At 72.2% G+C, this 25,328-nt stretch carries 25 protein-coding genes, 3 tRNA genes and 1 riboswitch; of the genes, 17 read left to right on the plus strand and 11 right to left on the minus strand.

Annotated features, from left to right (window positions below; translation table 11 throughout):
• The first annotated feature begins 40 nt into the window (after positions 1-40).
• Positions 41-1,024 (plus strand): ketol-acid reductoisomerase, encoded by a 984-nt coding sequence (gene ilvC / locus ABD296_RS22150; protein ID WP_344270129.1) that lies wholly within the window; start codon positions 41-43, stop codon positions 1,022-1,024.
• Between the two features lie 79 nt (positions 1,025-1,103).
• Here ilvC and ABD296_RS22155 read toward each other — a convergent pair whose 3' ends face one another.
• Entirely contained in the window at positions 1,104-1,916 is an 813-nt protein-coding gene (locus ABD296_RS22155) for a hypothetical protein (RefSeq protein ID WP_344270131.1), read from the minus strand.
• Between the two features lie 138 nt (positions 1,917-2,054).
• Here ABD296_RS22155 and ABD296_RS22160 point away from each other — a divergent pair, with 138 nt between their 5' ends.
• The 5 genes from ABD296_RS22160 (at position 2,055) to ABD296_RS22180 (ending at position 8,285) form a co-directional block, all read left to right on the plus strand.
• A complete protein-coding gene (locus tag ABD296_RS22160) occupies positions 2,055-2,606 on the plus strand; it encodes a PadR family transcriptional regulator (protein ID WP_344270133.1) in 552 nt (183 codons plus the stop codon).
• Positions 2,607-2,713: 107 nt separating this feature from the next.
• Positions 2,714-4,240: a DUF2079 domain-containing protein gene (locus tag ABD296_RS22165; protein ID WP_344270135.1), complete on the plus strand. Its 1,527-nt coding sequence runs from the start codon at positions 2,714-2,716 to the stop codon at positions 4,238-4,240.
• Between the two features lie 385 nt (positions 4,241-4,625).
• Entirely contained in the window at positions 4,626-5,261 is a 636-nt protein-coding gene (locus tag ABD296_RS22170) for a thymidylate synthase family protein (RefSeq protein ID WP_344270137.1), read from the plus strand.
• 189 nt (positions 5,262-5,450) lie between these two features.
• The gene (gene serA / locus ABD296_RS22175; protein WP_344270139.1) at positions 5,451-7,037 is read left to right on the plus strand and encodes a phosphoglycerate dehydrogenase; all 1,587 of its coding nucleotides are present in this window, start codon (positions 5,451-5,453) and stop codon (positions 7,035-7,037) included.
• A 537-nt stretch (positions 7,038-7,574) separates the two neighbouring features.
• Positions 7,575-8,285: a (2Fe-2S)-binding protein gene (locus ABD296_RS22180; RefSeq protein WP_344270141.1), complete on the plus strand. Its 711-nt coding sequence runs from the start codon at positions 7,575-7,577 to the stop codon at positions 8,283-8,285.
• On the opposite strand, the gene ABD296_RS22185 is transcribed toward ABD296_RS22180, so the two are convergent.
• Together ABD296_RS22185 and ABD296_RS22190 are read right to left on the minus strand one after the other, a co-directional pair.
• Positions 8,282-9,010 carry a CbtA family protein gene (locus ABD296_RS22185; protein WP_344270143.1) on the minus strand — a complete coding sequence of 243 codons (729 nt, stop codon included), beginning with the start codon at positions 9,008-9,010 and terminating at the stop codon, positions 8,282-8,284. The genes ABD296_RS22180 and ABD296_RS22185 overlap by 4 nt on opposite strands.
• Before the next feature lie 9 nt (positions 9,011-9,019).
• Positions 9,020-9,253: a CbtB domain-containing protein gene (locus tag ABD296_RS22190; RefSeq protein ID WP_344270146.1), complete on the minus strand. Its 234-nt coding sequence runs from the start codon at positions 9,251-9,253 to the stop codon at positions 9,020-9,022.
• A 33-nt stretch (positions 9,254-9,286) separates the two neighbouring features.
• A riboswitch (cobalamin riboswitch) is annotated at positions 9,287-9,478 on the minus strand.
• A gap of 130 nt (positions 9,479-9,608) precedes the next feature.
• On the opposite strand from ABD296_RS22190, the gene ABD296_RS22195 reads away from it, so the two are divergent.
• Positions 9,609-10,664 carry a 3-isopropylmalate dehydrogenase gene (locus ABD296_RS22195; protein ID WP_344270148.1) on the plus strand — a complete coding sequence of 352 codons (1,056 nt, stop codon included), beginning with the start codon at positions 9,609-9,611 and terminating at the stop codon, positions 10,662-10,664.
• Positions 10,665-10,839: 175 nt separating this feature from the next.
• Positions 10,840-11,943, plus strand: coding sequence for a branched-chain amino acid aminotransferase (locus ABD296_RS22200; RefSeq protein WP_344270150.1), 1,104 nt, complete (start codon positions 10,840-10,842; stop codon positions 11,941-11,943).
• A gap of 69 nt (positions 11,944-12,012) precedes the next feature.
• On the opposite strand, the gene ABD296_RS22205 is transcribed toward ABD296_RS22200, so the two are convergent.
• Both ABD296_RS22205 and ABD296_RS22210 read right to left on the minus strand, forming a co-directional pair.
• Positions 12,013-12,585 carry a hypothetical protein gene (locus tag ABD296_RS22205; protein ID WP_344270153.1) on the minus strand — a complete coding sequence of 191 codons (573 nt, stop codon included), beginning with the start codon at positions 12,583-12,585 and terminating at the stop codon, positions 12,013-12,015.
• A 77-nt stretch (positions 12,586-12,662) separates the two neighbouring features.
• A complete protein-coding gene (locus ABD296_RS22210; RefSeq protein WP_344270156.1) occupies positions 12,663-12,902 on the minus strand; it encodes a cold-shock protein in 240 nt (79 codons plus the stop codon).
• A 418-nt stretch (positions 12,903-13,320) separates the two neighbouring features.
• On the opposite strand from ABD296_RS22210, the gene cimA reads away from it, so the two are divergent.
• Positions 13,321-14,898 carry a citramalate synthase gene (cimA, locus tag ABD296_RS22215; RefSeq protein WP_344270158.1) on the plus strand — a complete coding sequence of 526 codons (1,578 nt, stop codon included), beginning with the start codon at positions 13,321-13,323 and terminating at the stop codon, positions 14,896-14,898.
• 28 nt (positions 14,899-14,926) lie between these two features.
• Positions 14,927-15,208, plus strand: a complete 282-nt coding sequence (locus tag ABD296_RS22220; RefSeq protein WP_344270160.1) for a GNAT family N-acetyltransferase — start codon at positions 14,927-14,929, stop codon at positions 15,206-15,208.
• 50 nt (positions 15,209-15,258) lie between these two features.
• Here ABD296_RS22220 and ABD296_RS22225 read toward each other — a convergent pair whose 3' ends face one another.
• Positions 15,259-15,612 carry an antibiotic biosynthesis monooxygenase family protein gene (locus ABD296_RS22225; RefSeq protein ID WP_344270163.1) on the minus strand — a complete coding sequence of 118 codons (354 nt, stop codon included), beginning with the start codon at positions 15,610-15,612 and terminating at the stop codon, positions 15,259-15,261.
• 268 nt (positions 15,613-15,880) lie between these two features.
• Here ABD296_RS22225 and ABD296_RS22230 point away from each other — a divergent pair, with 268 nt between their 5' ends.
• The 7 genes from ABD296_RS22230 (at position 15,881) to ABD296_RS22260 (ending at position 19,264) form a co-directional block, all read left to right on the plus strand.
• Entirely contained in the window at positions 15,881-16,249 is a 369-nt protein-coding gene (locus ABD296_RS22230; RefSeq protein WP_344270165.1) for a hypothetical protein, read from the plus strand.
• Between the two features lie 57 nt (positions 16,250-16,306).
• On the plus strand, positions 16,307-17,248 hold the full coding sequence (locus ABD296_RS22235; RefSeq protein WP_344270168.1) for a cellulose binding domain-containing protein: 942 nt from the start codon (positions 16,307-16,309) through the stop codon (positions 17,246-17,248).
• 22 nt (positions 17,249-17,270) lie between these two features.
• Positions 17,271-18,035 (plus strand): fumarylacetoacetate hydrolase family protein, encoded by a 765-nt coding sequence (locus ABD296_RS22240; RefSeq protein ID WP_344270170.1) that lies wholly within the window; start codon positions 17,271-17,273, stop codon positions 18,033-18,035.
• A 55-nt stretch (positions 18,036-18,090) separates the two neighbouring features.
• The gene (locus ABD296_RS22245; protein WP_344270172.1) at positions 18,091-18,723 is read left to right on the plus strand and encodes a DUF2461 domain-containing protein; all 633 of its coding nucleotides are present in this window, start codon (positions 18,091-18,093) and stop codon (positions 18,721-18,723) included.
• A 103-nt stretch (positions 18,724-18,826) separates the two neighbouring features.
• A tRNA-Gln gene (locus tag ABD296_RS22250) sits at positions 18,827-18,898 on the plus strand.
• A gap of 22 nt (positions 18,899-18,920) precedes the next feature.
• Positions 18,921-18,993: transfer RNA gene (locus tag ABD296_RS22255), tRNA-Glu, on the plus strand.
• Between the two features lie 198 nt (positions 18,994-19,191).
• A tRNA-Glu gene (locus ABD296_RS22260) sits at positions 19,192-19,264 on the plus strand.
• Between the two features lie 44 nt (positions 19,265-19,308).
• Here the strand turns inward: ABD296_RS22260 and ABD296_RS22265 are convergent.
• From ABD296_RS22265 to ABD296_RS22285, 5 genes are all read right to left on the minus strand, one after another.
• Entirely contained in the window at positions 19,309-21,846 is a 2,538-nt protein-coding gene (locus ABD296_RS22265) for a hypothetical protein (RefSeq protein ID WP_344270174.1), read from the minus strand.
• 60 nt (positions 21,847-21,906) lie between these two features.
• Positions 21,907-22,485 (minus strand): hypothetical protein, encoded by a 579-nt coding sequence (locus ABD296_RS22270; protein WP_344270176.1) that lies wholly within the window; start codon positions 22,483-22,485, stop codon positions 21,907-21,909.
• Positions 22,482-23,999, minus strand: coding sequence for a PrsW family glutamic-type intramembrane protease (locus ABD296_RS22275; RefSeq protein ID WP_344270178.1), 1,518 nt, complete (start codon positions 23,997-23,999; stop codon positions 22,482-22,484). The genes ABD296_RS22270 and ABD296_RS22275 overlap by 4 nt, the downstream gene beginning before the upstream one ends.
• Positions 23,996-24,328 (minus strand): hypothetical protein, encoded by a 333-nt coding sequence (locus ABD296_RS22280; protein ID WP_344270180.1) that lies wholly within the window; start codon positions 24,326-24,328, stop codon positions 23,996-23,998. The genes ABD296_RS22275 and ABD296_RS22280 overlap by 4 nt, the downstream gene beginning before the upstream one ends.
• Before the next feature lie 234 nt (positions 24,329-24,562).
• Entirely contained in the window at positions 24,563-25,306 is a 744-nt protein-coding gene (locus ABD296_RS22285) for an SAM-dependent methyltransferase (RefSeq protein ID WP_344270246.1), read from the minus strand.
• Positions 25,307-25,328: the final 22 nt, after the last annotated feature.

The raw sequence follows: 25,328 nt of genomic DNA on the forward strand, positions 1-25,328 counted from the left end.
GGAAAACACATCGAAGAAAGGCAACAGCACTGTGGCTGAGATGTTCTACGACGACGCCGCCGACCTGAGCGTGATCCAGGGCCGGCACGTCGCGATCATCGGGTACGGCAGCCAGGGGCACGCGCACGCCCTGTCGCTGCGCGACTCCGGCGTCGACGTGCGGGTCGGGCTCCGCGAGGGGTCGGCCAGCCGGGAGAAGGCCGAGGCCGAGGGCCTGCGCGTGGTCACCCCGGCGGAGGCGGCCGAGGAGGCCGACCTCGTCATGCTGCTGGCCCCCGACCACCACCACCGCGAGATCTTCGAGAAGGACATCAAGCCGGCCCTCGTCGAGGGCGACGCGCTGTTCTTCGGCCACGGGTTCAGCATCCGGTACGGCCTCGTCCAGCCGCCGGAGGGCGTGGACGTGGCGATGGTCGCGCCGAAGGGCCCGGGCCACCTCGTCCGCCGCCAGTTCGTCGCGGGCCGCGGCGTCCCGGTGATCGTCGCGGTGGAGAAGGACCCGACGGGCAACGCCTGGCCGCTGGCGCTGTCGTACGCCAAGGGCATCGGCGGGCTGCGCGCGGGCGGTATCAAGACCACCTTCACCGAGGAGACCGAGACCGACCTGTTCGGCGAGCAGGCCGTGCTGTGCGGCGGCGCGTCCGAGCTGGTCAAGGCCGGTTTCGAGGTGCTGACCGAGGCCGGCTATCAGCCGGAGGTGGCCTACTTCGAGGTGCTGCACGAGCTGAAGCTGATCGTCGACCTGATGTACGAGGGCGGCATCTCCAAGATGTACTGGTCGGTGTCCGACAACGCCGAGTACGGCGGCTACAGCCGCGGCCCGCGCGTGATCACGCCGGAGACCAAGGCCGCGATGAAGAAGATCCTCGGCGAGATCCAGTCCGGCGAGTACGCCAAGGAGCTGGTGGAGGAGTTCGAGGGCGGCCAGGCCCAGTTCGGCAAGTACCGCGAGCAGCTCGCCGAGCACCCGGTCGAGAAGACCGGCGCGGAACTCCGCCCGATGATGAGCTGGCTGAACGACTGACCGACGCCTGGAGCGGAGCTCCAGCGACGGCAGGGTTCTGGACGGGGGCGGGCGCGCGGTGCTCGCCCCCGTCGGTGTTTCAGCGGGGTGCGCCGCGGCGGGAGAGGCGGCGGCGGATGCGGGCGCGCAGGGGCGCGGCGCCGGCGTCCTCCCGGATCACCAGTGCCAGGTGGCCGCCCTTGGTGAAGTAGACCGAGACGTGGTGCGGGCCTACGGAACGCCGCTGCGGCGCGGTCTTGAGGCCGTCGGCGCGGCGGGAGCCGAAGCGGGCCTCGCGGGTCACGCCGTGGGCGGTCGCGGCGACGTGCACGTCCCAGCGGCCCGGTTCGACGCCGGACGGGTCGGCGAACGCCTCGAAGCCGCCGGTCCCCGTGTCCGCGGCGGGGCGCGCGCCGGCGGGGAAGACGTGCTCCTTGCCGGTCGTCCGCTCGCGCAGGATGACGTCCACGGCCGTCCGGTTGGTCTCGACGCGCTCCAGCAGCGCGGTGCCGCGAACGCGGACCCTCTTGCCCTGCCAGGACACCGCGTCGAGGCGGTGCTCGACGCCGACCTCGGTGGTGATGTCGGCGTCCTGCCGGGGGACGCCGCGCAGGTAGGGGTACATCGCGTAGATCCGGCCGCCGACCACGACGGCGCCCGCCGGGCTGCCCTCCACCTCGTCGCGGATCAGCCGCTCCAGCTCCTCCCGCAGGCCGTACTGGATGCAGAACGCGCGCAGCCGGTCGGCGGCGGGCAGCGCGGCGCGGGCGGCGTCGCTCAGGCCCTCCTCGCCGATGACCCGGCGGGTGCCGTCGACGAGGCGGTCCCGCTGCCGGCGGTCGAGGTCGAGGTACCGGTGGTCGTAGACGCGCAGGACGTCGCGCAGGACGCTGATCGTGCTGTCCGAGGTCACGCTTCTCTCCTGATCGGCCGGGGACATCGTCACGGTAAGGCGCGCGGTGGCTGCGCACAGTGAAATTCCGGTAGCGTGTCCTCCGGGATGCATACTCGGTATTGCGCTGCGCATACCGGGTATGCATACTCGGTGATCATGTCCATCCGTCACGGCCTGCTGGCGCTGCTCGCCCGGGGCCCGCGCTACGGCTACCAGCTGCGCGCCGAGTTCGAGGCGTCCACGGGGGCGTCGTGGCCGCTCAACATCGGGCAGGTGTACTCCACGCTGGCCCGCCTGGAGCGCGACGAGCTGGTGGTCCGCGACGGCGCCGACGGCGAGGGCCGGTTCGTCTACCGGATCACCCCGGCCGGCGAGGCGGACGCGCGCCGCTGGTTCGCGACCCCGCTGGCCCGCGCCGACCGGCCCCGCGACGAGCTGGCGATCAAGCTGGCGATGGCCGTCACCGCCCCCGGCGTGGACGTCCGCCAGGTCGTCCGGACGCAGCGCGCCGCAACCCTGCGCGGGCTGCGCGACCTCGACCGGCTGAAGGCCGCGGCCGGCGACGGGCCCGGCGGCCCGGCGGAGGACGGCCGGCGCGACGCCCGCGCATGGCGGCTCGTCCTGGAGTCGATGATCTTCCAGGCGGAGGCCGAGGTCCGCTGGCTGGACCACTGCGAGGCGTCGCTGACCGGTTCCACCGCCCCATGAGGGCCGCCCCATGAGGGCCGCCGCGTGACGGTGCCCGCGTGAGGGTCCCGCCGCGGCGGCGGCGCCGCGCGCCTGGGCAGGGGCCTGCGGCTGGTAGCGTCCGGCCCGTGGCGGAGGTCGAGGCGGTGGCGGCGCCGGGGGCGGCGGACGGCGCTCCAGCGGACCGGGCGGCGCACGGGAGGCGGCGGGCCTGGGCGCTCGCCGCGCTGGTCGCCGCGAGCGCCGTGCTGAACTCCGCGTTCGCGCTGCTGCGCCTGCACGCCTTCCGGACCAGCACCTACGACCTGGTGATCTTCGACCAGGCGGTCCGGTCCTACAGCCGCTTCGGTGCCCCGGTGGCGATCGTCAAGGGCGTCCACAACGGGTTCGGGCCCGGCTTCTCCGTGCTCGGCGACCATTTCTCGCCGATCCTGGCGGTGCTCGCGCCGCTGTACTGGATCCACGACGGCCCGGGGACGCTGCTGGTCGCGCAGGGGGTGCTGTTCGCGCTGGCGATCGTGCCGATCTGGCGGTTCACCGAGCGGCGGCTCGGCGCGGGCGCCGGGTACTGCGCGGCGGGCGCCTACGCGCTGTCCTGGCCGATCGCCGAGGCGCTCGCCTTCGACTTCCACGAGGTCGCGTTCGTCCCGCTGCTGTCGGCGGTGATGATCGAGCGCTACGACGCCGGGCGGCGCGGCCGGGCGGCGCTCGCCGCGTTCCTCCTGCTGCTGGTCAAGGAGGACATGGGGCTGCTACTGGCGGGGTTCGGGTTGTTCCTGCTGACCAGCCGCGGCGAGCGGCGCGCGGGCCTGGCCTACCTGACGGTCGGCGCGGTCGCGACCGCCGTGTGCTCCAAGGTCGCCATCGCCGTCTTCGGCGGCGACAACGACTACTACTGGGCCTACACCTCGCTGGGCCCCGACCTCCCGCACGCCGCCGTGCACGCGCTGACCCACCCGTGGGACGCCGCCGCGGAGATCGGCAGCCCGCCGGCCAAGCTCGCCATGATGGGGCTCCTCGTCCTGCCCCTGCTGCTGCTCCCGCTGGCCTCGCCGCTGACGCTGGTCGTCCTGCCGCCGCTGATCGAGCGGATGCTCGCCGACCGGTTCGCCAACTGGTGGGCGCCTCACTACCACTACAACGCGTTCATCGTCGCGGCTCTCGTCCTGGCCGCCGTGGACGGTGCCGCACGGCTGCGCCGCAGCGACCGGCTGCGCGCGCGCGTGCGCTTGCGCGGGCGGCTCAGGGAGGGGCTGAGCCCGCCCTGGGTTCCGGCGGCCGGCCTGCTGGCGGCGGCGATCGTCGCCGTGCCGTTCTTCGCCTTCGGCGCGCTCGGCGACCCGGCGCTGTACCGGCGCAACGAGCGGGCGTCGGCCGCCGCGGCGGCGGTGGCGAGGGTCCCCGACGGGGCGCTCGTGGAGGCCGCCAACGGCGTCGGCCCCGGCCTGACCGCCCGTACCCGCGTCCTGCTGTGGGACTGGCAGCCGCGCAACGCGCCCTGGGTCGTCGCGGACGTGCAGCGGCGGACGTTCCCCTTCACGTCGGTGGCCGAGCAGCAGCGGCGGGTCGCCGAGCTGACGGCGTCCGGCTACCGGGAGGTGTTCAGCCGGGACGGCTACGTCGTGCTGCACCGGGACGGCCCGGACCCCTGGTGAGGGAGCCCGGCCGCACCCGGCGGTAAAGGCGGCCGATCGTTTGGACAGATTGTCCAATGACCCTTGTGCGCCCGGGTGGTCAGAATGCGGGTGGAGATGGCCTGAGGGGTAAAAGAACCTATCCTTTTGGCCCACCTTGCCGGATACTTGAAGAAAGTCGCGACGGCCGTGGCCGGCGCGGGAGCACCTGCGCGAACACTCACGTGGCCGCCGCCGGAGCGGCGTTGGGGCGAGTCCATGAGTGGTGAGAGGCTGTCAAGGATCCTCTCGGGGCGGCCGGCCGGGCGCGCGGCGCAATTCATCACCGGCGCGGCAATGCCGCGGGCAGGAAAACACCCGTTCCGCATTGGCGGTGATCGGGCCGGCAATGGCGCGGAGAGATGACGTGCAGGCGCGAGACAACGACGTCCGGCGCTGGGAGACGTGCGGGAGGGCGTGGATCGGCGTCCTGCGGCACGTATGGGCGGCCGGAGTGGCCGGCATGGAGGACGTGGGGCCCATCATCGAGGGGCCCCCGCTGATGTTCGAGATCAGCTCGCTGAGCTGGGAGGATCCGATCCTGCTCAAGCACGGCGACCGCGACCGGATCGCGCGCCGCGCCCAGGAGCGCGCCCGGGACGCGGTGACCGGCCGGTACGGGCCGCGGCTGCGCGACCTCGACGGCGTCGACCAGCTGCGCTGGGTCGTCGGCCTGCTGCGGGCCCGGCCGTGGACGACCAGCGCGTGGATCTCGCTGACGCTGCCGGGGGAGGACGCCGCCGCGGTGCCGTGCCTGACCGCGCTGTCGTTCCGCATCCGCGGCTACCGGCTGATCATGACCGGGATGTTCCGGTCGCAGGACGTCTTCCGGGGCTACCTGGCCTACATCCCGCTGCGCGAGGTCCAGCTCCAGGTGGCCGAGGAGCTGGGCCTGCCCGCGGGGCCGCTGCGGGTCTTCGTGGACGTCCCGCACGTCCGGGTCGCCGAGGCCGAGCGGGTCGCCGCCGTGCTGGCCGCGGTCCCCGAGCCGAACGCGGCCTGACCGGCTCCGGAGGGTAAGGGCGGGCCCGGCACGGCGGACACAGGGGAGTTACCGGCCGGTGTTTCCCTGCCGCGAACCCCGCCGCCCGCCGGGGGATAGACTCGCCGCTGGGGGCGAGGGCACGACGAGGTGACTCGCGACTTCACCTGCACATCAGCCGAACATCCGACTTCCCGAAGGACTGTTTCCTTGAGCAAGCCCGTCGTCCTCGTCGCAGAAGAGCTCTCCCCGGCCGGCATCGCCGTGCTGGAATCCGACTTCGAGGTCCGTCACGTCGACGGCAGCGACAAGGCCAAGCTGCTGCCCGCCGTCGCGGACGTCGACGCCCTGATCGTCCGCAGCGCCACCAAGGTCACCTCCGAGGTCTTCCAGCACGCCAAGAGGCTGCGCGTGGTCGCGCGCGCCGGCGTCGGCCTCGACAACGTCGACGTGGAGGCCGCCACCAAGGCCGGCGTCATGGTCGTCAACGCGCCGACCTCCAACATCGTCACCGCCGCCGAGCACGCGATCGCGCTGCTGCTGGCCACCGCGCGGAACGTTCCGCAGGGCCACGCCGCCCTCAAGCAGGGCGAGTGGAAGCGCTCCAGGTACACCGGCGTCGAGCTGCAGGGCAAGACCGTCGGCGTGCTCGGCCTCGGCCGCATCGGCGTGCTGGTCTCCCAGCGCCTCGCCGCGTTCGACATGAACGTGATCGCCTTCGACCCGTACGTGCAGGCCGCGCGGGCCGCCCAGCTCGGCGTCAAGCTCGTCACCCTCGACGAGCTGCTCCAGGAGAGCGACTTCATCACCGTGCACCTGCCGAAGACCCCCGAGACCCTCGGCCTCGTCGGCGACCGCGAGCTGCACCAGGTCAAGCCGAGCGTGCGGATCGTCAACGCCGCGCGCGGCGGGATCGTCGACGAGGAGGCGCTCGACCTCGCGCTGAAGGACGGCCGGGTCGCCGGCGCCGGCATCGACGTGTTCAGCAGCGAGCCCTGCACCGACAGCCCGCTGTTCGTGCACGACAACGTCGTGGTCACCCCGCACCTGGGCGCCAGCACCCACGAGGCGCAGGAGAAGGCCGGCACGCAGGTCGCCCGCTCGGTGAAGCTGGCGCTGTCCGGCGAGTTCGTGCCGGACGCGGTGAACGTCCAGGGCGGCGCGGTCGCCGAGGACGTCAAGCCCGGCCTGCCGCTGGCCGAGAAGCTCGGCCGCATCTTCACCGCGCTGGCCGGCGGGGTCCCCGTCCGCCTCGACGTGGTGGTGCGCGGCGAGATCGCCGAGCACGACGTCAAGGTGCTGGAGCTCGCCGCGCTCAAGGGCGTGTTCGTGGACGTGACCGAGGAGGCGGTGACGTTCGTCAACGCGCCGCTGCTGGCCCGCGACCGCGGCGTCGAGGTCACCCTCACCACCAGCGAGGACAGCCCCGACTGGCGCAACGTGGTGCAGGTGCGCGGCACGATGGCCGACGGCGCGGTGGTGTCGGTGTCCGGCACGCTGACCGGCCCGAAGCACGCCGAGCGGATCATCGAGATCAACGGCTACAACATGGAGCTGGTGCCGACCGCGCACATGGCGTTCTTCTCCTACGTCGACCGCCCGGGCATCGTCGGCGCGGTGGGCAAGCTGCTCGGCGACGCCGCGGTCAACATCGCCGGCATGCAGGTCGGCCGGGACGCCAAGGGCGGCAAGGCGCTGATCGCGCTGACCGTCGACTCGGGGATCCCGGCGCAGCTCGTGGACGCGATCACCGCCGAGGTGGGCGCCGACATGGGCCGCCGCGTGGACCTCGACTAGGACCGGGAGCACCTGGTACCGAGAGCAGCTCGGGACACCGCCGCGGGCGGGCGTCCGGCGATCGTGCCGGCGCCCGCCCGTGGCATGTCGCGAACCTGATCGCGTCTCATATGTTGAGATTTTACGCCACGGGTCGGGACAGCCGCCCGGACGGCGGGTAGCGTGGTTCGTAATCATGCGGCTTTTCGCGGTAATCCTTCGCTGCCGCAGCGGGGCCTGATATCGGCAGGCCGGCACCGCTGCGGAGGTTCCGCCCGGCCATGAGCCCGATCCCGCGCCCGGACACGCGCGAACCGCGCGTCCCGGCGGCCCTCCGGCACCAGCCTCAGCGATTCGGAGCGATCATGAACGACACCACCTGGACCAACGCGCCCGCCGACGACGCCGCCGAAGAGGCGGCCCGGGCCCTGCAGACGGCCCTGGACCGCCGCGACAACGGCGGCCACCCCTCCCGCTAGCCGCTCCGGTCGGCACGCCCCTCTGGTCGGCACGGCCCTCCGGTCGGCACGGCACCGGCGGCATGGCAGGGTGAAGCCCATGCCGCCGCCCCTGCCCGCCGGGACCGAGGAGGTCGCGCGGGCCCTGCGCGCCGCCGGGCGCCTCGGGCCGTACTTCGCGATCACCACCGATCCGGCCGAGGAGGCCGATCCGACGTGGCGGCCGCTGCCCGAGCGCGACCCCGTCCGGCTCGCCGACCTCACCGACCGCTACGCCGAGCGGCTCGGCACCGGCGAACGGCGCGTCGCGGCGTCCATCCTGTTCCAGGGCCTCGCGTCGCGGCTGTGGTCGCCGGTCGTCGCGGCGGCGGTCCACGGGATCGTGCCCGACCTGTCCGGCCTGCACTGGCGATGGGCGCCGGGCGCGCCCATCGCCCTCTGGCTCGCCGACCCGCGCGGATGGCGCGCCGACGGCCCGGCCGAGGCCGCCGATCTCGTCCACGACGCGGTCGTCACCGGCCAGCTGGAGCCGCTGCGCGCCACGATGCGGGCCGTCTCCCGCCTCGCGGACGGCCTGCTGTGGGGGAACGCGGCCTCCGCCCTCGCCGGCGGCCTGAACGTCGGCCCGCGCGACCCCTTCCGCGGCGCCCTCGTCCGCGAACTGCTGGCCCGGCCCCCGCTCGCGGGAGCGGGGGCGTTCGGCCCGCGCGGATTCGTCCGCCGCAACTGCTGCCTGTACTACCGCGTCCCGCCCGGCGGGGAGATGTGCGGGGACTGCGGTCTCCGCCGGGCGCCCGGTCGCTCCGGTTAGGCGGGGGCGAGGGACCGGCGGCGGGCGCCGGCCCGTTCCGTCAGGTAGCCGAACAGCAGCCCGATCGTGGCCCACAGGACGAGCTGGACGCCCAGGGAGGCGATCCGGAAGTTCCACAGGACCGTCGCGGGGAAGTGCTCCGGGATCGCGTCGGGCTTCGGCGTGAGCCGGTACACGACCGCCAGCAGGACGGCGTAGCCGATCGCGGTCACCGTGACCGCGTTCCAGGCGCCGAGCCGGGGGACGAGGCGGCGGCACACGATCACCGCCGCGGTCGTCGCCAGCACCCCCAGAGCCATCATGCAGAAGTACAGCGCCGTCCGGCCGCCGATGGTCGTCGGGTTGCCGACCGCCGGGGGCGTCGCCGGGTACTTCAGGAACGGCACCAGCTCGATCGCCACGAACCCGGCGAGGGCGACCAGGGCGGCGGTGGCGCGGGCGCCGAGCCGTCCGAGCCGCCCGGACGCGAAGGCGAACGCGATCGAGAACAGCCCGCCGAGCGCCACCCCGTACACCGCCATCGCGGTGATCAGGCCGGCGGTCTGCTGCACGGTGCGGCTGACGACCTCGGGTTCGTGCCCGGCGTGCTCGGCGTGCGCCTTCGCCTCCTCGAACGCGATGGCGTGCCCGACCTGCGGTTCCCCGTACAGCCAGGCGATGACCAGTGCGAGGGCGGCCGCGGCCAGGCCCGCGAGCATCCCGCGGACAAGCAGTGCTCTCATCATCGGCCCGGCCTAGTGGCAGGGGAAGCCGAGCAGGTGCCGGCCGTCGTGGGTGAACTCGTGCACCCAGGTGCCGCCGAAGACCGACGTCGCGCCCTGCTCGGCGCCGACGAAGTAGATCAGGATCGCGGCCAGCGCCACGGCCAGCACCGCCCAGGGGACGATGTCGCGGATCGGCAGGCGCAGCGGCGCGGGGGACGGCTCGGCCTGCGGGGACGCGGCGGACGGTACGGCGGACTCGGCCATGTCGGGTTCTCCTCACGGGGTGCACTCGCCCCGGTTGCGGGAGGACGACGGGTCAGTGTCCTGACTCCCAGATCGCCGTCTCCCTCCGACCTTCCCGCCGGCGCGTGCCGGTCGTGGTCGTCGAGCGGGGGAGACTCCCTGGTCACAGTGGCGGGACCGTCCTGGATTCGCACCAGGTTCCTGCGCACCGTCGCCTCGATGTGAACTTGTCGAGGAGAGCGTCTCCTCTCGCACCCGGCCCGTCAACCCCGCGAAGAGTGACGAAGGTGACGCCCCGGCCGCCGGCGGCGAGACCCGCGTACCGGGATATGAGATGAAAGCCCAAGCAGTGAGACGTTTGCAGTACAGTACGCCCATGGCTTCCCGCAGCATTCGTCTGGCCGTCATCCCCGGTGACGGGATCGGCCCCGAGGTGGTCGCCGAGGGACTGAAGGTCCTCGAGGCCGTCGCCCCGTCCGGCGACCTCGCGTTCGAGCAGACCTCCTACGACCTGGGCGCCGCCCGCTGGCACCGGACCGGGGAGACGCTGCCCGACTCGGTGCTGGAGGAGCTGCGCGGCCAGGACGTCATCCTGCTGGGCGCCGTCGGCGACCCGAGCGTGCCGAGCGGGACGCTGGAGCGCGGGCTGCTGCTGCGGACCCGCTTCGAGCTCGACCACTACGTCAACCTCCGCCCGGTGAAGCTGTTCCCGGGCGTGAAGACCCCGCTGGCGGACGTCACGCCGGACGACATCGACATGGTCGTCGTCCGCGAGGGCACCGAGGGCCCCTACACCGGCGTCGGCGGCGTCCTGCGCAAGGGCACCCCGCACGAGGTCGCCACGCAGGAGAGCGTCAACACCGCCTTCGGCGTCGAGCGGGTCGTCCGGTACGCGTTCGAGGTCGCGGCGTCGCGCCCCCGCAAGAAGCTGACACTGGTCCACAAGGACAACGTCCTCACCTTCGCCGGCGACCTCTACCAGCGCACGCTGAAGCGGGTCGGCGCGGAGTACCCGCAGGTCGGCACCGACTACTGCCACGTCGACGCGGCCACCATGTTCTTCGTCGGCCAGCCGCAGCGCTTCGACGTCGTGGTCACCGACAACCTGTTCGGCGACATCATCACCGACATCGGCGCCGCGATCGCCGGCGGCATCGGGCTCGCCGCGTCCGGGAACGTCAACCCCGACCGGACGGCGCCGTCGATGTTCGAGCCGGTGCACGGCAGCGCCCCCGACATCGCCGGGCAGGGCAAGGCCGACCCGACCGCCACGATCCTGTCGGTCGCGATGCTGCTCGACCACATCGGCGCGGACGGCGCCGCCCGCCGCGTCGAGCAGGCCGTCTCCGACGACCTGGCCGAGCGCGGCGCCCTCGGGACGCGGTCGACCGCCCAGATCGGCGACGCGATCGCCAAGCGAGTATCGGGCTGAGGGCGCGCCTCTCCGGCTACGAGCAGGGACACTCCGGGCGCGCCTCGCGGCGCGCCCGGTTTCCGTATGCGCCGCGTGCGAGGAGTGGGGTCGAGGAACGAAGTACGACAATAGGGACTAAGGACGCCGCAGCGGCAATGGAGCCGCACCGGCGATCGGGAGAGGACGAACGGCGATGAGCGACACCCTGGACTTCGAGATCACGCTGACCGAGCGGCCCGCGACGGCCGCCGAGCGCGAACGCGTCCTGGCCGATCCGGGCTTCGGCCGGTACTTCACCGACCACATGGTCACCATCCGGTACTCGGCGGACCGCGGCTGGCACGACGCCAGGCTCGAGCCCTACGGGCCGATCCCGATGGACCCGGCCAGCCAGGTGTTCCACTACGCCCAGGAGCTGTTCGAGGGCCTCAAGGCCTACAAGCAGCCGGACGGCTCGATCGTCACCTTCAGGCCGTACATGAACGCGGCCCGGATGAACCGCTCCGCCAAGCGGATGGCCATGCCGGAGATCCCCGAGCAGCTGTTCGTCGACGCCGTCGAGCTGCTCGTCCGCACCGACAAGGAGTGGGTCCCCGACTCCGAGGGGCACAGCCTCTACCTGCGGCCGTTCATGTTCGCCACGACCCGCGCGCTCGGCGTGAACAGCCCGGCGAACGAGTTCCTGTTCATGGTCATCGCCTCCCCGTCCGGGCTGTACTACCCGCGTGGCATCAAGCCGGTGTCGGTGTGGCTGTCACAGGACTACACCCGCGCGGCGCCCGGCGGCACCGGCGAGGCCAAGTTCGGCGGCAACTACGCCGCGTCCTTCGCCGGCCAGGCCGAGGCCGTCGAGCAGGGCTGCGACCAGGTCGTCTGGCTCGACGCGGTGGAGCACCGCTGGGTCGAGGAGGTCGGCTCGATGAACCTGATGTTCGTCTACGGGTCCGGCGCGCAGGCCCGGCTGCTCACCCCGTCGCTCACCGGCACGCTGCTGGCCGGCGTCACCCGCGACTCGATGCTCAAGCTCGCCCCCGACCTCGGCATTCCCGCCGAGGAGGGCAAGATCAGCATCGACGAGTGGCAGGCCGGCTGCGCGTCCGGCGAGATCACCGAGGTGTTCGGCTGCGGCACCGCCGCGATCATCAGCCCGGTCGGCCGGGTCAAGGGCAACGACCGGGAGTGGACGATCGGGGACGGCGAGCCCGGCGAGATCTCCATGAGGCTGCGGCAGGAGCTCGTCGGCATCCAGTACGGCACCCGCCCGGACCCCTACGGCTGGGTCCACCAGATCGTCTGATCGTGGAAGCGCCCGATGGCGCGCCCGTCCCCGGGTGCGCGCCATCGGGCGCCGTCATGTGCGGCCAGGTCAGCGGCCGAAGCGCACGGTGGTGGTGACCGCGGAGCCCGCGGTCTTCGGGCTCACCCCGTGCGAGTCCGGGTTGATCGCGTAGTGGAACGCGAACCCGACGTAGGCCCGCCCGGGCCTGCCGTTGACCTGCACCGGGAAGGTGCAGGTGCCCGACAGGGCGTAGACCTTGCGGACGCGGTGCGGCTTGACGGTGGAGTGCCAGACGTAGCCGACGGGGATCACGTGCCGGTCGTGGTAGTGGCCGTTCAGGCCGGTGGCGGTGCAGACCGCCCGGCCCCGCGCGATCGCCCGCAGCTTCTTGCTCGTGATCTGGAACGACCACGGCATCGGGTACTGCCGGGAGTACCGCCCGGTGAGCCTCACCTGCGCGTGGAACGCGCCGATCCGGTCCCGGTGCGCGAATCCCTGCTGCCGTTTCGTGAACACGAAGTAATGAGCCGCGCGCGTCGCGGAGGCGCGCTCCGGACGGCCGGCGGCGGACGCGGCGGACGCGGCCGACACGGTGCCGAGCGCCATTGTCAGGGCCGTTCCGGTGATCAGGGCCGTCCGGCCGAAACTCTGCATGCGCATTCCAGGCATTCCCTTCGGAAATGGTCGCCGTCCGCCGGAGCCGGCGGGCGGCCGTGGCGGGTCCGCCGCCGGGATCCTCAGTTCCGGCCGGCCCTCCGCACGTCCAGCGCGCGGTAGGCGTAGCCGTCCTGCTCTGCTTCCTCCCAGGTGAACAGCACGCTCTCACCGGGATCCAGGGAGGCGAAGCCGCCCGGCTCGGTGCGCACGACGGAGAAGTGCGCCCAGACCCCGCCGGGGAGGTCCGGCGAGACCAGCACCCCCCAGCCGTTCTCGTCGTCCCAGGACGCGACCGTTCCGCGAACCGGTTCACCGCTCATCGGAAATCCCCTCATCCGGCGGACAGCGCGATCCTCGGTCATTTGCAGGGCAATGCGCAAGCGCATTTACGCGACGAAAACCTTACTTAACCTTGGGCTCGCATTTTCTGTCCTTCAATGCACCCTGATGCCGTGAAATAGATCGATGTTCGCGGCGTGGGTGTGACAGGTCGGTTCAAGCCCGGATCCGGCGTGTTCTGCGGACCCGGCGCGGCGGCGCCCGTCTCAACATCCGAGACAAATGTCCATGCACGTGGGAGGGTGTGGCAGACTGGGTCGCATCATGCGCCACAGCCTCGTCATTATCGGCTGGCGCGCCGGCATCTAACGGGACAACGCCGGCGCGCAGACCTCTCACGTCCGTGAGGGGTCTTTTTTGTGTCCTGGCGCTGATCACCCATCCCTGGGGGAACCGACCATGCAAGGCGACGACTTCCACGTCTACGACACCACGCTCCGCGACGGCTCGCAGCAGGAGGGGCTGAACCTCTCCGTCACCGACAAGCTCGCCGTCGCGCGCCACCTCGACGACCTGGGCGTCGGCTTCATCGAGGGCGGCTGGCCGGGAGCCAATCCCAAGGACACCGAATTCTTCAGGCGGGCTCTGACAGAGCTGGACCTGAGGCACGCGCGGCTCACCGCGTTCGGCGCGACCCGCCGGGCCGGGGTGAAGGCGGCCGATGACCCCCAGGTCGCCGCCCTGCGCGAATCCGGCGCGTCCGTCGTGACCCTGGTCGCCAAGAGTCACGACAGGCACGTCGAGCTGGCCCTCCGCACGACACTGGAGGAGAACCTCGCGATGATCCGCGACACGGTCTCCCACCTGCGTGCGGAGGGCCAACGAGTCTTCCTGGACGCCGAGCACTTCTTCGACGGCTACAAGGCCAACCGCGCCTACGCGCTGGAGGCCGTCCGCACCGCCGCCGAGGCGGGCGCGGACGTCGTCGCGCTCTGCGACACCAACGGCGGCATGCTGCCGGACGAGCTGGCCGACGTCGTCGACGAGGTCGTCGGGCTCGGCGTCCGCGTCGGCATCCACTGCCACGACGACTCCGGCTGCGCGGTCGCCAACTCGCTCGCCGCCGTCAAGGCCGGCGCCACCCACGTGCAGGGCTGCGCGAACGGCTACGGCGAGCGCAGCGGCAACGCCAACCTGTTCACCGTCATCGGGAACCTGCAGCTCAAGCGGGGCATGGACCTCGTCTCGGACGGGCAGCTGGCCGAGATGACCCGGATCGCGCACGCGGTCTCGGAGGTCACCAACGTCGCGCCCGGCTCCCAGCAGCCCTACGTGGGCCTGTCGGCGTTCGCGCACAAGGCGGGGCTGCACGCCTCCGCCGTCAAGGTCGACCCGGACCTCTACCAGCACATCGACCCGGCGACCGTCGGCAACGACATGCGGATGCTGGTCTCCAGCATGGCCGGCCGCGCGTCCGTCGAGCTCAAGGGCCGCGAGCTCGGCTACGACCTGTCCGGCGACAAGGCCAAGGCCGTCGTGGACAAGGTCAAGGAGCTGGAGTCCACCGGCTACACCTTCGAGGCCGCGGACGCCTCGTTCGAGCTGCTGCTGCGCGAGGAGCTGACCGGCGTCCGGCAGCGGCACTTCGAGGTCGAGTCGTGGCGGTCCATCGTGGAGCGCCGCCCGGACGGCTCCATGGTCAGCGAGGCCACCGTCAAGCTGCACGCCAAGGGCGAGCGGATCATCGCGACCGGCGAGGGCAACGGCCCCGTCAACGCCCTCGACAACGCGCTGCGCATCGCGCTGGGCCGCCTCTACCCCGAGCTGGCGCGGCTGGAGCTCGTCGACTACAAGGTCCGCATCCTGGAGGGCGCGCACGGCACCGACGCCCGCACCCGGGTGCTGATCGAGTCCGCCGACGGCGAGCGCGAATGGGGGACGGTCGGCGTCGAGGACAACGTCATCGCCGCGTCCTGGCAGGCCCTCGAGGAGGCCGTGACCTACTGCCTCCTGCACGCCGGCCACGAGGCGGGCTAACCCGCGCGGCGTCGGGCATGATCGGGGCATGAGCACCGAGATCACCGACAACGCCGGGCAGGGCCGCTACGAGATCCGGGTGGACGGCGACCTCGCCGGATTCGCCGAGTACGAGCGCCGCGACGGCGCGGTCGTGTTCACCCACACCGAGGTCATCCCCGCCTTCGAGGGCAAGGGCATCGGAAGCTCCCTGGCCAGGGGGGCGCTGGACGATGTCCGGGCCAAGGGCGACCCGGTCGTGCCGCTCTGCCCGTTCGTCAAGAAGTGGATCGAGAAGCACCCCGACTACCAGGACCTGGTGAAGGGCTGAGCGATGCGGCGGGCGCGGGCCTGCGCCCGCGCCCACCGCATCGGTCCAGGTCAGCCCTGCTTGGGGCCGGCGCTCTCGACGACTTCGAAGCCCCACAGCTCGGAGCCCGCCGCGGCCGGCCCGCCGTGCCCGTGCCCGTGGCCGTGGCCGGCCGGGCGGTCCTTGGCGGCCTCGGCGTGCCCGCGCTGGAACGCCTGGCTCTGCGTCCAGCGCTGGAAGTCCTCCTCGCTGCGCCACTTGGTGTACACCAGGTAGCGGTCCTGGCCCTCCACCGGGCGCAGCAGCTCGAAGCCCTCGAAGCCCTCGGCGGACTCCACCAGCCCCGCGCGCCCGGCGAAGCGCTTCTCGATCTCCTCGCGCATCTCCGGGTCCACGGTCAGGACATTGATCTTCACGACGGACACGCCGGCCCCCTTCACGTCTGGTCGTGCCCACCGTACCCACCCCGCCCGCGGCACGATGCGACGGCCGGCTCCGGCCGCTTCCGGGCCGCCCTTCTCGTTCGATGGAACGAGGGGCTTTCCTGGACTGACCGGGTAGTCACGTAGAAATTCCATCAAACCCACCGAAACCGGTGGCGGATTTCGGGCGGCGAGGCCACCATGGTTCGCGCACGGCCCGCGTGCTTCTCCCGCGCGCCGTCGTCCGCAGCCGACCCACCGGAGTGATCGCATGCCTGTCCGACCCTGGAGTCCCGAGGACCTCGGGCGTCCCACGGACGGAACCTGGGCCGACGTCGCCTTCGGGCTGGGCGAGGTCCACGAGTGCGCGGGCGACCTCGGGCAGGCCGCCGACTGGTTCCGGCGGGCCGCCGAGTCGGGGCACGCCGCCGCCGCGCTGCGGCTCGGCTCGGTGCTCGGCCGGCTGGCCGACGACGGCGCCGACGGGTCCGCGGAGGACCTGCTCGCCGAGGCCACCCGCTGGCTCAGCGGCGCCCAGGACATCGGCACCCCGGACGCGATCGAGCTGATCACCGACATGCTCAACCGGCACCAGCGCCGGGCCGCCCGCCGCGGCCTGGAACCGGCCACCGCCGGCTGACCGTACATTTCGGGCGGCATTCGCCGAACCCGACCGGCCCGGTCGGCGTCGGACTCCATGAGACCGGCCAGGGAGGTCGAGGAGTTGAGCGGCGAAGAGCCCGGCTACGTGCCCCCGGACCACACGACCACCGTCGAGTTCCGCCGCCCCGCCCCGGAGGGCGAACGCGCCGAGCCGGACGCCACCGAGCCGGACGCCACCGCGCCGGACCCGCCGGAGGGCGGCGAGCCGTCCGCCGCGCCCGAGCCCACGATCGTCGATGCGGCGCCCGACGTCACGGCTCCCGACCCGCCGGACGAGGCCGAGGGGATGCCGACGGTCGATCAGGACGACCGCCGTGTCGCGGGGCAGCCGGCCCCGGACGAGGAACCTCGGACGGCGCGGTCCGGCGCCGAGGGGCCAGGCACGATGACGAACCCGGTCGTCCCGGGCTTCGGGGCGCCGTCTCCCCGCGCGACGACGGCGGCCCGGCCGCGGCGCTACGGTGTCGTTACTGCGCTGGCCGCGGCCGTGCTCGTCATGCTCGTGGCGCTGGGCGCGGTCTCGCTGCTCAGCGGCGGCGGGTCGGACGACGATCCCGCGCCGCAGGCTCCTGCGGTGAAGACGACCCGGGCGTCCGGCCGCCCGTCCCCGAGCGGAACCGCCCGGAACGGCCCGACGCCGGCGGAGGTGCCGGTCGGGACCGTGGTGACGGGGAACGGCATCACCTTCCAGGTCGTCCAGCGCGACGAGGGCTACCACGAGGGCCGGCTCGTCATCACCAACCGCACCCGGCGGCCTATGGACGCCTGGCGGGTGAGCTTCGACGCACCCGGCGCGGACGTCCGCAACGTCTGGGAGGGCCGGCTCGTCCGGGCCGGATCCCATCCGGTGATCGAGAGCGCCGAGGGCGCCGACCCGATCCCGCCCGGCGGCACGCTGGACGTCCAGTACGGCGCGTCCGGCACCCCGACGACGCCGGGGCACTGCCTGCTGAACGGCGCCGCGTGCGGCTTCTGAGCCGCGTACTAGGCTCTCGGCCATGCGTATCGCCAGGTTCTCCACCGACGAGGGCATGTCCTTCGGCGTGGTGGAGGAGAACACCATCGCCGCCGTCGCGGCCCACCCGTTCGGTGAGCTGACCTTCACCGGGCAGCGCTTCCCGCTCGCCGACGTGCGGCTGCTGGCCCCGATCCTGCCCAGCAAGGTCATCGCGATCGGCAAGAACTACGCCGACCACGCGCGCGAGATGGGCGGCGAGCCGCCCGCCGAACCGGTGATCTTCGCCAAGCCGTCCACCGCGGTGATCGGGCCCGGCGAGGCGATCGCCTACCCGGACCGGCTCTCCGAGCGCGTCGACCACGAGGGCGAGCTGGCCGTGGTGATCGGCCGCATGTGCCGCGAGGTCCCCGCCGCCCGCGCCGCCGACGTGATCCTCGGCTACACCTGCGCCAACGACGTCACCGCCCGCGACCTGCAGAAGAAGGACGGGCAGTGGACGCGGGCGAAGGGCTTCGACACCTTCTGCCCGCTCGGCCCGTGGATCGAGACCGAGGCCGACCCGTCCGACCTGGCGATCTCCACGACGGTCGACGGCGAGGTCCGCCAGGAGGCGCGCACGTCGCTGCTGCTGCACGACGTCCCCAGCCTGGTCGAGTACGTCAGCCAGGTCATGACGCTGCTGCCCGGCGACGTCATCCTCACCGGCACCCCGGCCGGCGTCGGCCCGCTGCAGGTCGGCGACGAGGTGACGGTCACGATCGAGAGCATCGGCGCCCTCTCCAACCGCGTCGTCACCCGCGACTGACCGCCGCTGTCGTACGGCGTCCCTAAGCTGGGGACGCCGTACGAAGGGGGAGGTCATGGCGTTCACCGGCTTCACCGGCGAGGCTTTCGAGTTCTACGAGGGCCTTCTCGCCGACAACAGCAGGTCCTACTGGACGGCCAACCGGCAGGTCTATGACGACCACGTCCGCGGCCCGATGGCCGACCTGTGCGGCGAACTCGAGGAGGAGTTCGGCGCGGTCAAGCTGTTCCGCCCCTACCGCGACGTCCGGTTCAGTAAGGACAAGACGCCCTACAAGACGCACCAGGGCGGCCACAGTGGCAGCTACTACCTCCAGATCGACGCGGACGGCCTGATGGTCGCCGGCGGGATGTACGCGCCGACACCGGAGCAGCTCCGCCGCTACCGGGCCGCCGTCGACGCCGACTCCTCAGGCAAGGAGCTCCAGGCGATCGTGGACGGCCTGCGGGCCGCCGGGCTGGAGATCGCCGGCGACCGTCTCAAGACCCGCCCGCGCGGCACCCCCGAGGACCATCCCCGCCTGGACCTGCTGCGCCACCGCTCCCTCTACGCCCACGAAGGCTGGCCCGTGGACGCCTGGATGTCGACGCAGGAGGTCGTCCCGCGCGTCCGTGCCGCATGGCGCCGCCTCCGCCCGCTGGTCGAGTGGGGCGACGAGCACATCGGCCCGCCCGACTTCACCCGCTGATCCCACCCGTCGCGGCAATCGTTTTGGCCGCTGACCCGCCGTCCTGTATTCTCTTCGAGGCGCGAGCGACCAGCCGGAAACGGCCCGGAAGCCCGTACCGCACTGGGGTATGGTGTAATCGGCAGCACGAGTGATTCTGGTTCACTTAGTCTAGGTTCGAGTCCTGGTACCCCAGCTGCGTCCACCATCGTGGACAGGCCCCCGTCGTCTAGTGGCCTAGGACGCCGCCCTCTCAAGGCGGTAACGGCGGTTCGAATCCGCTCGGGGGTACATTGCAGGCTCGTCGGCCTTCGGCCGACTTCGCCCCAACCCGCTTCCGCGACGTGCCCGGTCAGTGATGACCGGGCTTTTCGCGTACCGGGGCCCGTTCGGGTTTTTCGGGGCGGGGTGGAATTCGGTTCGAGGTGGGGGCGGGGTCCGGTAAGCTGGGCGAGGCCCGAGCGGGAGACCGCCTCGGACCACAGTCCGGCCCCCGTCGTCTAGTGGCCTAGGACGCCGCCCTCTCAAGGCGGTAACGGCGGTTCGAATCCGCTCGGGGGTACGTTCCACCAGACCGCGCGTCCTCGGACCCGCGGTTTTTTCGCGTCAGGACGCGCGGCGCCCGCGGGCCGAGCCGGTGCGGATGCCGAAGACCACCACGACGAGCGCGACCACGATGACGGCCGCGATGCCGGTGCGGCCGTTCACGAAGGCGCGGACGGTGCCGGACGTCCTGGACCACAGCCCGTTGTCCGGCGATTCGGCGGTCTCGCCCAGCCAGACCGAACCGTCGGCGGCGGACGCGGGGCGGGTCGCGGACTCCTCGACCGTCTGCGGGAGCCGCGGGTGCTCGCGGTCCATCCGCGCGGAGTCGACCGCGCTCATGGGGATCTTGCTGAAGTCGACGCCTCCGGTCACCATGTGGCGCATCTCCCGCACGCCGCCCCGGTCGATGGTCTGCGTGTAGGTGAAGTCGCCGTTCTGGATGGACTGGACGAACGAGTCGTACACCTGGCGGGGCGTCCAGCCGTCCTGCAGCTTCGCGGGGCCGATGTTCCCGGAGCCGATCAGTTCGTCGAAGGACGTGCGGTGACCGTCCTGGTGCCGTTTGCGGATCCATTGCGCGATGACGCGGGCGAGGAACGCGCGGCGGATGGGCGCGTATTCGGGGGCGGTGTTGACGGCCTTGACCACCTCCGGAACGATCATCCGCTGCTCCAACTGCTCGTTGCGCGCGTCGCTCGCCGGGTCCGAAACGCAGGACAGCTTGCCGGCGTTGGCGACGTGCTGCGCCTTCGCCTTCACCGCCAGGTCGGCCTTGAGGATGTACAGGGACGAGCCGTCCTCGCGCACTTCGACGTCGCCGGGGACGATCCACATGCGGGACGAGTAGCACGCCTTGGTCGAGCCGCCCATCAGCGCGTCCCAGTACTTCGCGCCGAGGTCGGTCTTCGGGTCGAGCAGTTTCCCTTCGGTGCGCTTCATCAGGTAGTCGGCTTCGAGGAGGGCCTTGCCGGCGTTGGTCTGTCCGAGTGCCGGGTCGATGATCCGGCTCGGCTCGTCCGGATTGAGGTTCACCCAGAACTCGCTCGGGTCGAGGACCAGCCATGTCCGCAGGTCGGCGGTGCTGTTCTCGACCGCGTCGAGTCCCGATCCGGCGTCCTGGACGAGCCCGGCGGAGCCCGGCCGCCCGGAGAACGCGTACTTCACGTGGCCGCCGGCGTCCGACATGTAACGCATCTGCAGCGTGGAGAAGTCCACCCCGCCGAGGTCGCCGGACATGAGTCCCTTGACCAGCCCGCTCTCCTCCTCTCCGCCGCACGGTGCCTTCAGCGGTAGCGCCACCAGCGCGGCGAGCCGTTTCCCGCCTGTGGCGGGCTCGCCCAGCGCCGTCGCCTTGGTGCAGGCCAGCCCGACGTTCTGCACGGCCTTCTTGGACTTCTCGGCGGCGTCCTTCTTGACCTTTGCGGCCTCGGCGTCCAGGTCCTCGGCCCGCTCGATATGGCTCTGCAGCACGTACCGCGAGCTGTGCACCTTGGTGGCGAGCTCGCGCTGACCCACTACCCGGAGCTGGAGGTCCGCGGCCTTCTCGACCTTGTTCATCAGGGTCCGGGCCTGCTGGAGTCTCGGCTTCAGTTCCGGGAACCTCTTCAGGTCTCTGTCATAGGCCGTCTTGAATCCCGTCGCTATGGTCGCGAACGCACCCGCCCACATTTGTGCGTCCTGCTGGTCGTGCGCGGCTAGCGCGTCGTCGATCAGGTGGGGAGCGGCGAGCGCGTAGGCGAGGGCGACGGTGGTGTCGTCCGCCGTCTGGGTGGGGACGGCGTAGCCGGCGTCCGGGGCGACGGCGCTGCACGTCCCGCCTGACTTGTTGCCGCAGGGCTGCCGGACGACCTCGTCGTCCTTGGAGAGCCGGGACGGGCCGACCGCCACGTGGTCGAGCGTGAACCCTTTCGCGAGGTAGTCGCGGTAGGCGTTGCCCTCGCCGAGCTTCTGCAGGCGGCGATCGAGTTCTTTCGACGCGGTCTTGATCTGGTCCGGGGTGCGTCCGGCGGCCCGGGCGGCCACGACGTACTTCGCCTTCGCCTGCGCCTTCAGGGCCATGATCTCGGCGTGCAGTTTGAACCAGCCGTTGTTGTTCACCTGCGGCCAGTTGCGCCCGACCGTCTGGAGAACGACGCTCTTCGACGTCACCGCGGTCTCGTCCAGCAGCTCCCGGTACAGCTGCGGGTTCTCGCGGTTGATCGCCTGTGCGGTCAGCACCCGCGCCCTGGTGCCCTCTTCCTCTCGCGTGCCCCAGATCGACGCGAAGATCGCCGCGACGTCCCGCGTCATTCCCGGCGGCACGTCGAGCACCACGTGCGTGACCGCATAGGTCAGCCCCGGCCGGCCCAGGTTGCCGTCCTCGGCCAGCTTCCTCATGATCAGTTTGCCGCGCTCCGTCTCCCACAGCATGGGGAGGCGGCTCATGTCGAGCTGGCCGCCCGGGTCCGCCTGCCAGGTGGCTTCGAGTGGTGCGAGAGGGCGGGTCCGGGCCGCCGACGCGCCTGGGGCCGCGGTGGCCAGGGCGACGAGGGCCGCGAGCAAGAGCGCGGTGAGACGGCGGCCGGGGCGGGCCGGCCGTCCGGCGTGACGGCTTCGCATCGGTGCCTCCTCGGCGGTCGGCCGGAGGATGCGGCCGGGTTCGGCGGAGCCTGGGAGCGATCAGGAAGTCGGGTGCGGGCCCGCGTCGTCGGGGGTGCCGGGCGGCGCGGAACGGGGCGGCGGGCCGGGCTGCGGCGGGACGGCGTAAGGCGGCTGCTGCGGACGGCCGTACGCGGGCGGGGGTTGTTGAACACCGAGCCCAGGCGGGTACGCCTGCGGCGGTGGGCCGGGGTATGGCGGCTGCGCCGGATAACCAGGCGGTGCGGCGGGTGGGCTGCTCGCTCGCGCTTGCAGGTTGAGGTTCGTCGCCTGGAGGTAGGCGATCAGGGTCGGGGAGGGGCTGCCGGGCGCGCCGGAGGGACCACCGGCCGCAGCGGCGCCGCGCTTGAAGGCCTGCGCACCGGCGGCGGCGAGAGCGCCCAGGGCCAGGACGCCGACGATGGTGACGCCGCCCAGGGACGTGGACGTCGAACAGGTGCGGTTGTGCCCGAAATGCTTGAGGTCGATGGACGGCTTGTACTCGTAGCTGACGTCGCAGGCTGAGGCGTTCTGCGCGGTCAGCGGCAGGACGAGGCCGGCGCAGAGGAGCGTCCCGAGGACGAACCGGATCGCGCGCGTCGCGAGGCCGCGGCGCGTCATGACGCCGCCTGCCCGGGCCGGGGCGCGGGCGCCGGGGGCATCGGCCGGGGCGCTGGGCCGGTCTTCAGCCGCATCACTTTGGCCCGCAAGGCGTTTCCTTCCTCGCCGGTGGAATCCGGGTGCTGCCAGCGCCAGGCGGCCAGGTCGAGCTGGGCCGTCTGCAGACGCCGCAGGGTGCGCAGCCCGTTCCATCCGTGGAGCCGCCAGGTGCCGATGAGGGTCCAGAAGCGGAGGGCCGGGTCGATGAGGAACGGCGCCTCCTGGCGGGTGACGGCCGGACCGGACGCGGTCTCGGCGGACACCGCGGCGCGGGCGGCGGCGCCTCTGACGCGCGTCCCGTGGACCAGGATCAGGGCGGCCACGAGCATGAACGGTGCCTGCGGGAGCAGCCAGAAGAACGGGGAGATGATCAGGGTGTCGAGCGGGCCGCCGACGGTGATGTGGTCGTGGGCCAGGTGCGACAGCCAGGCCGCCAGGGTCTCGGTGGCGATGGCGCCTCCGACCGCGGCGACGATGGCGGCCGCCGCGGTGCGGCGGCGCTGCCGGCGGTCGCGCGCCTGCGCGGCGAGGCCGATCCCGGCGCCGAGCACCGCGCCGAAGGCGACCTGCCCGCCGAGCAGGCCGATCGACTGGCGGATCCAGTACTCGAAGCCGCCCGTCGCGCCGTTGAACGCGCTGAGCATGCCGAACAGGCGGATGAACAGGACGCTCTCCACCAGGTTGTAGCCGAGGCCGATGGCGGCGCCGACGACCAGGCCGGTGACGGCGTCGGTGACGCGGTGCCGGAACAGCGTCAGGAGCAGGACGACGCCGGCCGCGACGAGCAGCGCGTTCACGAGGCCGAGATGCACGAGCAGCCCGTCGATGATGCGGTACTGGGTGTGGATCTGACCGGCGAGGTCGCTCTTGTGGCCTTTGAGGGCGAAGCCGTTGATGGTGCCGAACGCGAGGTTGCTGGACGCGCGTCCGAGCCCGAAGACGATCAGCGCGCCCCAGCCGAACGCGACCAGCAGCATCGCGAGCGGGATCCGGGACAGGCGCTGGGCGTGGTGCAGCAGCCACAGCACGAACGCGGTGCCGGGGACGCAGGCGAGCGCCGCCCCCGGGGCGGCGCCGACGACCGCCAGCGGGATCAGCCCGAACGGCAGCAGCAGGACCCCGATGATCGCCCAGGTCAGCGCCCTGGCCCGGCGCTCGTCCGGGCGCGTGACGAGCACGTACGCCTGGAGCGCGGCGCCGATGACGATGCCGGCGAGGAGCGTCCAGAACACGGCGCGGGGCGTGCCGAGCAGCCGTCCGAGCGAGCCCTCCGAGCCGGGGAGCTTCTGGAAGATCGACAGGGCCGGCTCGTTCGGGAGCACGTGCGGCCGCAGCAGGTTGAGCAGCAGCTCGACCAGGTACAGCGCGATGGCCAGCCGGGCGACCAGCAGCGCCCGCGCGCGGGCGGCGACGTCGTCGCGGACCGTGTCGCGGATGGCGGCCCGGACGCCGTCCGCCGCCACGGGGGTCGTCAAGGCGCACCTCCCGGGAATTGCGGAATGCTGGGCATGTTCGTCGGGAGGGACGGCATTTCCGTGGGGAAATTCGTCGGCATCTGCGTCGGGAACTCGGTCGGCATCCCGGTCGACCCCGGCGGAACGTTCGGGAGCGTGGTGGGGAGGTTCGGCATCGTCGGCACCGTGGGGGTCGGCATCGCGGGCGTCCGCGGGTCGTTCCCGCCGGACAGCTCGACGGCCAGGGCCGCGGCCAGCAGCACCACGCCGATCACCGCGCCCGCCATCAGGAGCAGCAGCTGCGGGCGCGGTGCGCCTCGGGCGGCGTCGGCTACGCGATCGTCATTCATTGTCCCTGTCGCTCTGTGCGATGTGATCAAGGATCGTGGGGCGTCGCCCATTGCGGAACGCGACCGGCGTCGCGTCCCGCAATGGGAAAGGTCGGAATACCGGGCGGGGGGCGAACGATCCGAATGGTAGGCACGGCCGGTATACGTCGGGAATACGGCCACCGACCTGTCACCCCGCGGCGAGGCCCGCCTTGCCCTGTTCCGCCTGGGACGAATGATTCGCGGAGGACGGGATCAGGGCTTGCGGGCGACGCCGCAGAACTCGTCGATCTCGGTGGCCGCGCCGATCTCGGCGGCCGGGGGGTTCCACAGCGGGCAGGACACCACGCCCGGCGGGAGGAGCTCCATGCCCTCGAAGAAGCTCTCGAGCTGGGCGGGCGTGCGCAGGACGTAGGGCGGCTCGGCGGACCGGTTCCAGATCTCGATGGCGGCGGCCGACGCGGGGTCGACGACGTTGGTCGCGTCGTACAGGGCGAGGTAGCTGCCGCTGGGCAGGGCGTCCGTCAGCCGCCGGACGATCGACCGGGCCTCGTCGTCGTCGCTGATGTGGCCGAGGATCCCCATCAGCATCAGCGCGACCGGCTCGCCGAAATCGAGGGTCTCGGCCGCGCCTGCGAGGATCTTCTCCGGGTCGCGCAGGTCGGCGTCCAGGTAACTGGTCCTGCCCTCCGGCGAGCCGGTCAGCAGCGCGCGGGCGTGCGCGAGGACCAGCGGGTCGTTGTCGACATAGACGACGCGGGCGGACGGCGCGGCGCGCTGCGCGACCTGGTGGGTGTTGTCGGCGGTCGGCAGGCCGGTGCCGATGTCGAGGAACTGCCGGACGCCGAGATCGGCCGTGAGGTGGTGGACGGCGCGCTGCAGGAACTGCCGGGTGGCGCGGGCGAACAGCGCCATGTCGGGGATGACCTTCAGGATGTCGTCGCCGACCTGCCGGTCGACCTCGAAATGGTCCTTCCCGCCCAGCCAGTAGTTCCAGATGCGGGCGGTCTGGGGGGACGGT

Source organism: Actinomadura napierensis, assembly GCF_039529375.1.
GTDB lineage: Bacteria > Actinomycetota > Actinomycetes > Streptosporangiales > Streptosporangiaceae > Spirillospora > Spirillospora napierensis.

What these genes read in the sequence shown, in the direction of transcription:
- ilvC (WP_344270129.1), top strand. Translation starts at nt 41, where the DNA reads ATGTTCTACGACGACGCCGCCGACCTGAGCGTGATCCAGGGCCGGCAC.
- ABD296_RS22160 (WP_344270133.1), top strand. Translation starts at nt 2,055, where the DNA reads ATGTCCATCCGTCACGGCCTGCTGGCGCTGCTCGCCCGGGGCCCGCGC.
- ABD296_RS22180 (WP_344270141.1), top strand. Translation starts at nt 7,575, where the DNA reads ATGCCGCCGCCCCTGCCCGCCGGGACCGAGGAGGTCGCGCGGGCCCTG.
- ABD296_RS22185 (WP_344270143.1), bottom strand. Translation starts at nt 9,010, where the DNA reads ATGATGAGAGCACTGCTTGTCCGCGGGATGCTCGCGGGCCTGGCCGCG.
- ABD296_RS22190 (WP_344270146.1), bottom strand. Translation starts at nt 9,253, where the DNA reads ATGGCCGAGTCCGCCGTACCGTCCGCCGCGTCCCCGCAGGCCGAGCCG.
- ABD296_RS22195 (WP_344270148.1), top strand. Translation starts at nt 9,609, where the DNA reads ATGGCTTCCCGCAGCATTCGTCTGGCCGTCATCCCCGGTGACGGGATC.
- ABD296_RS22200 (WP_344270150.1), top strand. Translation starts at nt 10,840, where the DNA reads ATGAGCGACACCCTGGACTTCGAGATCACGCTGACCGAGCGGCCCGCG.
- ABD296_RS22205 (WP_344270153.1), bottom strand. Translation starts at nt 12,585, where the DNA reads ATGCGCATGCAGAGTTTCGGCCGGACGGCCCTGATCACCGGAACGGCC.
- ABD296_RS22210 (WP_344270156.1), bottom strand. Translation starts at nt 12,902, where the DNA reads ATGAGCGGTGAACCGGTTCGCGGAACGGTCGCGTCCTGGGACGACGAG.
- cimA (WP_344270158.1), top strand. Translation starts at nt 13,321, where the DNA reads ATGCAAGGCGACGACTTCCACGTCTACGACACCACGCTCCGCGACGGC.
- ABD296_RS22220 (WP_344270160.1), top strand. Translation starts at nt 14,927, where the DNA reads ATGAGCACCGAGATCACCGACAACGCCGGGCAGGGCCGCTACGAGATC.
- ABD296_RS22230 (WP_344270165.1), top strand. Translation starts at nt 15,881, where the DNA reads ATGCCTGTCCGACCCTGGAGTCCCGAGGACCTCGGGCGTCCCACGGAC.
- ABD296_RS22235 (WP_344270168.1), top strand. Translation starts at nt 16,307, where the DNA reads ATGAGACCGGCCAGGGAGGTCGAGGAGTTGAGCGGCGAAGAGCCCGGC.
- ABD296_RS22240 (WP_344270170.1), top strand. Translation starts at nt 17,271, where the DNA reads ATGCGTATCGCCAGGTTCTCCACCGACGAGGGCATGTCCTTCGGCGTG.
- ABD296_RS22245 (WP_344270172.1), top strand. Translation starts at nt 18,091, where the DNA reads ATGGCGTTCACCGGCTTCACCGGCGAGGCTTTCGAGTTCTACGAGGGC.
- ABD296_RS22265 (WP_344270174.1), bottom strand. Translation starts at nt 21,846, where the DNA reads ATGCGAAGCCGTCACGCCGGACGGCCGGCCCGCCCCGGCCGCCGTCTC.
- ABD296_RS22270 (WP_344270176.1), bottom strand. Translation starts at nt 22,485, where the DNA reads ATGACGCGCCGCGGCCTCGCGACGCGCGCGATCCGGTTCGTCCTCGGG.
- ABD296_RS22280 (WP_344270180.1), bottom strand. Translation starts at nt 24,328, where the DNA reads ATGAATGACGATCGCGTAGCCGACGCCGCCCGAGGCGCACCGCGCCCG.